This window comes from Desulfotomaculum copahuensis, assembly GCF_001655685.1.
Classification (GTDB): Bacteria; Bacillota; Desulfotomaculia; order Desulfotomaculales; family Desulfovirgulaceae; genus Desulfotomaculum_G; species Desulfotomaculum_G copahuensis.
Genome location: NZ_LYVF01000031.1, coordinates 1 through 4,806, shown reverse-complemented (window position 1 = coordinate 4,806; position 4,806 = coordinate 1). Strand labels below are relative to the sequence as shown.

Sequence of the window (4,806 nt, the reverse complement as noted above, 5' to 3'; positions counted from 1 at the left end):
GGTTCCATGCTGCCGGATATAATTGACAAGCCTCTGGGCCTGCTGGCTCCGGAACTTGGCCTGGGGACCGGCCGCGGCATTGCTCACACCCTGCTTTTTGCCCTGCTCCTGCTGGCGCTGGGGTTGTGGTTTTACCGTGCCGGCCGGCCCGGGCTTTTGTATCTGGTCCTGGCTTCCGCCGGGCATTTGGCTCTCGACCGCATGTGGCAGATGCCGCGTATTTTGTTCTGGCCGCTTTACGGGTTTTCCTTTCCCGTGGTGGGCAGGCATGGTTTCCTGGCCCGGTTGACCACCTGCTTTTATGCTTTTGTCCGGCGCATTGAAGGGTTGCCGGCCGGTCATGATAATAGCGCGATTGTTCCTAAGAGCGGCAGTTCCGTAACTGTTATGGTCATGAAAACATGGAAAGGAAAACGCCAATTGGCCAAACTGGAAGATTACGAACCGGTTATCGGCAAGGAGCGGGTGGCTGCCATCCGTGAATTGGCTGTGCCCCTGCAGGGGGTTGTAATCCAGCATATCAATTCCACAGCGGTGGGCGGCGGAGTGGCCGAGATATTAAAAAGGCTGGTGCCCCTGATGGAGGACGTGGGACTTGTTCCCCGCTGGGACGTGCTGCGGGGTACCGACGAGTTTTTTTCCATAACCAAGCTTTTTCATAACGCTTTTCACGGCCAGCCCGTGGAAATAAACGAGTGTATGTTTGATACCTACCGGGAGGTGTCCAGGCAAAATTTCGACCTGGTGGACACCACTGCCGGGTTCGTGGTCCTGCATGACCAGCAGCCCCTGGGCCTGGCCGGGCTCCGCCCGGGTCATCCGGGGGATTGGCTCTGGTACTGCCATATCGATCCCGTGGACGTGGATCTCCGGTTGTGGGATTTTCTCCGCGGTTATGCCGCCCGGTGCGACGGGGCGGTTTATCATCTTCCCGAGTACGTGAAGGAACTGGGCAACCGGGTTTACGTGATGCCGCCGTCCATAGATCCATTGAGTGAGAAAAACAGGGACGTGGATGAAGAGGAACGCCGTACCGTCCTGGCCCGCCTGGGGGTGCCCGGGGATCTGCCCCTGGTGGTGCAAGTTTCCCGCTTCGACCGGTTGAAGGACCCGGTGGGCGTGATCAGATCTTTCCGGATGGTGCGGGATCAAGTACCCTGCCGCCTGGTCCTGGCGGGCGGCGGCGCCGGAGACGATCCCCAGGGCCTCCAGGTTCTGGAGGAAGTGCGCCGGGAGGCGGCCGGAGACCCGGATATTATGGTTTTGGAACTTGCTCCCGACGCCGACCTGGAAATTAATGTACTGCAGCGTTCCGCCGCTGTAATAGTGCAGAAGTCGGTGCGCGAGGGGTTTGGCCTAACTGTTACCGAGGCCATGTGGAAAAGCCGCCCGGTGGTAGCCACCCCGGTGGGAGGCATCCGCATCCAGGTATTGCACGAAGAAACCGGCCTGGCGGCCGCCGGTGACCAGTCCGTGGCGGAAGCCGTGGTCAGGATATTAAAGAACCCCGGACTCGCCGCGGCCATGGGCCGGGCCGGCCATGAACTGGTGCGGCGGAACTTCATCATCCCGGTATATCTGGAACGCTGGCTCGGGATGCTGGCTGCGGAAAGGAGCCTCATTTGCACCTAGCTCTCAATGCCGCCATCGCGGCGCCATCAGATGCATAGAGGGCCGGCCTGCGGATCTCCCGGCGCCAGCAGCGCAGCCGGGAAACTTTGCCATACTTCCGCCAGCGGCAGCACCCTGCCGCCCGGGGCGGCCCCAGCGGCCACGGTTTCCCCGGTCAGAACATTCCGCCACAGGCCGGGGGTGCCCTCCGGCAGCAGGAGGGTGCTGTCGCCCCATGTTTCCTTTCCCAGAGGGAGAATTCGAGGGGGCAGTTCGCCCGGCGGGCCGCCTTGCGCGGCCGGGCCGCGGCAACCGGCCCGGAACAGCGCCAGCAGCCGGGGCACCGCCACCAGAACCCAATTCCCATCGCTGCGTCTGGCAAATGCACAGACGTGCCCGGTTCCGGGCCCGGATGCCTCCAGCGGGATGTACTCGCCACCGGCGAACAGTTCAGGGTGGTTCCGGCGAAACTGCAGCGCCCTGTAAGTCAGGAATAACTTGACCCGCCCGTCCCGCCAGGAGTCCAGCAATTCCCGGACCGGGATTGTCCTTCCGCCGGATTCCTGTTCCCGGAGTTGAGCCAGCATCGCCATCCGGACATTAAAATCCACCGGCCGCCGGTTGTCCGGGTCCACCAGACTGAAGTCCCACAGTTCGGTGCCCTGATAAAAATCCGGCACTCCGGGGGAGGTGATCTTCACCAGAATCTGAGACAACGAACCCAGGGCGCCGTAATGGGCAATGCACGCTTGAAAACGGATGAAGTCCGGCCAAAACAAATTATTTTCCCCGGGTTCCAGAATGGACATGGTGAACTGCACCAGCGCCTTCTCGTAATCCCCGTCCGGCTGCAGCCAGTTGGTGTGCGTTCCGGCTTCCCGGGCCGCCTTCACCAGGTATCCCGCCAACCGCTTTTTAAAGCCGGGCACTTCATCTTCCCGGAGGGGCCAGGCGCCCAGCAGGGTTTGGTAAATAAACTGCTCCATGTTCCCGTCCGGCACCGGCCGGCCGTTCCAGACCGGCTTGTGCCCGTCGTTCCAGCGGCGCCATTGCTCCAGACGACCGGTCCACAGGGCGGGGATTTCCGACAGCACGTTGATGCGCATCCGCACGTCCTCGCTGCGCTTGGTGTCGTGGGTGGAAGTGGCATTTAATGAATAGGCCCGGCTTTGCAGCCTGGCCCGGTTACGGCGGTGAAATTCCGGCAGCGGCGCCGGCGGGGCGCCGGGCGCTCCGCCCACTTCGTTCATAGAAACCAGGCGGTTGTAGACATACATCGCAGCGTCCTCCACTCCCTTGGCCATGACGGGGCCGGTGAACTGCTGCCAGCGCATCACGAAGTGCAGCCAGGCCAGCCGCCATTCCGCGGGCAGGTTGTCCGTGTATTTTTGCAGCAGCACCCGCTGCAAAAAGGCGCAGGCCCGGCCGGCGCCGGGGTTCCGCCGGGCGGCTGATGCAACGGCCTCTGCAATATACTGACGCTCCCGGTCCGTCACTGTAAATTCACGGATATATGTGCGGTAGACCGGAAAACAGGCCATTACCTCCACCACGGCTTCTGCCAACTCGTCCAGGGTGAGATCGCGCGCGTGCCGGTCCTGTTCCGCCAGGCGGCCCAGTTGCCCGGCCAGGGTGCGCATTTCACCGCTGAACAATTCCGCCATGGCCCGCTTTTTCATTTTATAAACAATTTCCTCAAAGCTGTCTTCGGGGCCGCCGTTACAGCGGTATATCTCTTCCAGCCGGTCCAGCCCTTCACTGTGTATGAACAGCCCGTTAACCAGGTTGAGGAAATCATAACCGCTGGTACCGTGTACCGGCCAGTTGGCGGGAAGTTCCTCCACGGGGCCGAGTATTTTTTCGACCACCACATAAAAACCGGCGCCTTCCCTTTTACCGGTCAACTGCTCCTGAAGCCGGATCAGGTATGCCTCCGGATCGTACAGGCCGTCGATATGGTCGATCCGCAACCCGGTTACCTGACCGGCCCGGGCCAGGCGTAAAACCAGGCTATGGGTAGCTTTAAAAACATTTTCATCCTCAACGTGAACAGCAACTAGCTCACTGACGCCGAAGAACCGGCGGTAATTGATCTCGCGGTTCGCCACCGGCCAGAAGACGGGACGGTAATGCTGCCCGGCCAGCAGTCCGTCCAGGCGGTCGAAGCTTGCCGGTTGTCCTCTGGTTCCGTTTATTGCCCGCAGCGCTTCATCGATGAAGACCCTTGCTTCGGAACAGTTTTGGTACAGGTGCCACAGCCGGCCCGTAATTTCACGGAATGCCGTCATGAAACCGGTACCGGCGTGGGACGGCAGCTTGTCCAGTTCTCCTGCAAGGTCCTCCAGTTGACGGGGCATGGGGCCGGGGCACGGATTTTCGCTGCACCCGGACGCGCCGGAAGACAGGATTTGCCGGTACGAACCGGGTTTAACAGGCAGTCGCCGGTCATGGTAGAACAGCCAAAAACCATCCTCCTGCAGCGCCAGGACAAATTCACCGTTTTCCAGCGCGGTACCGTAAGGAGAACCAAGGATCGGGAGCAGGACCTTGCCGGTCATCCCGGGCCGGTCCGGTGTCCAGTTAATGTCAAAGTAAGGGGCGTAGGGGGAAGCGGGACCGTACCGGAGTACATCCACCCACCACGGATTTTCCGCCCGGGCGGCCATGTGGTTGGGCACGATATCCAGCAGCAGTCCCATATCATGTTGCCGCAGGGCTTCCGTCAACCCGGCGAGAGCTCTTTCCCCGCCCAGCTCACGGTTCAACCGGGTGGGGTCCGTCACATCGTACCCGTGACCGCTCCCCCGCCCGGCCTGAAGCAGGGGGGAAGCATAAAGGTCGGTCACGCCCAGCGCGTGCAGGTACGGCACCAGCGCCCGTGCTTCGTTCAGGCCGGACTCCCGGTTAAACTGGAGCCGGTAGGTGGCTGCCGGTATCCGTAAAGTCATCGTGCTAAACCCCCCTTTCCATCTGCAATTTATCTCCCAATCGCTCGAAGTGATTCACCCACGTCCTGCCGCTTTCCTCTCCCCGGTTCGCTTTGTCCCGGTATCCGGGGTAAATATCCAGCAACAACCGGTGGTAAATGTTTTGTACTTTCCACAGATCCACGTAAAACGGCATTGAGCGGGCCAGGCCGGACATTGTCTCCAGTAGTTCCAGCCGGGATATGTCGCCGTGGGGTGGACCCATTTG

The 4,806-nt window shown here is 61.1% G+C and carries 3 protein-coding genes; 1 reads left to right on the top strand and 2 read right to left on the bottom strand.

The features are described 5' to 3' along the window. Window positions 1–1,632: glycosyltransferase (locus A6M21_RS02660; RefSeq protein ID WP_151191772.1), on the top strand; the 1,632-nt coding region annotated here is incomplete at its 5' end. Window positions 1,633–1,658: 26 nt separating this feature from the next. Here A6M21_RS02660 and treY read toward each other — a convergent pair. After that, window positions 1,659–4,559 carry a malto-oligosyltrehalose synthase gene (gene treY / locus A6M21_RS02655; RefSeq protein ID WP_066666362.1) on the bottom strand — a complete coding sequence of 967 codons (2,901 nt, stop codon included), beginning with the start codon at window positions 4,557–4,559 and terminating at the stop codon, window positions 1,659–1,661. Between the two features lie 4 nt (window positions 4,560–4,563). Beyond that, window positions 4,564–4,806: hypothetical protein (locus A6M21_RS18600; protein WP_161485981.1), on the bottom strand; the 243-nt coding region annotated here is incomplete at its 5' end.